Below are 523 nucleotides of genomic sequence, written 5' to 3'. Positions count from 1 at the left end.
TTCTGCAATACATTTCCCCGTCCGCCCGATCTGAGTTCGAGGCCGAATGGTCAGAGGCTGTTGAGCGTGGCTATGCGCCAGAATGGAACGGTGTAGGAGACGGGCCGGGTGAGGCGTCCGGCGCATCATCCAACGGCCCCTCGCTCGGTATGTGACAGGTCACGAAAATGGGGCAGCTTCCACACTACCCCAGAGGAACTGCCTCATATTTTAGTAGGCAKAACTCAGCACAAGTAAACACAACTCGATACGAGGTAGCGGTCTATCGGTCTTGAGAACTGTGCCAGATGCGCAGGATTTCGACCGKTGAATCTGCGATGCGATAGACGATTACATACGGCCAGCAGGACACCAGTTCTCGCGTGCCAGGGACAAGGCCCGGTCGGCCTCGTTCCGGTAGATATTCGAGACGGTCACAGGCTGCGACTATCTGAATAGCAACACGGCTTGCTGCTGCGGGGTTTTCTTCCCCTATGTGATTTCTAATACTTTGGAGGTCATCGACCGCTGGATCGGTAATATC

The 523-nt window shown here is 55.1% G+C and carries 1 protein-coding gene; it reads right to left on the bottom strand.

The window, feature by feature from the left end; all coding sequences use genetic code 11:
- Positions 1–262: 262 nt before the first annotated feature.
- Positions 263–520: a type II toxin-antitoxin system RelE/ParE family toxin gene (locus tag KP708_RS15585; RefSeq protein WP_215757271.1), complete on the bottom strand. Its 258-nt coding sequence runs from the start codon at positions 518–520 to the stop codon at positions 263–265.
- Between the last annotated feature and the right edge of the window lie 3 nt (positions 521–523).

The sequence above is a fragment of the Gluconobacter sp. P5H9_a genome (genome assembly GCF_018812085.1).
GTDB lineage: Bacteria > Pseudomonadota > Alphaproteobacteria > Acetobacterales > Acetobacteraceae > Gluconobacter.
The sequence above is the reverse complement of the archived record's forward strand: the minus strand, read 5'-3'. Positions and strand labels throughout refer to the sequence as shown.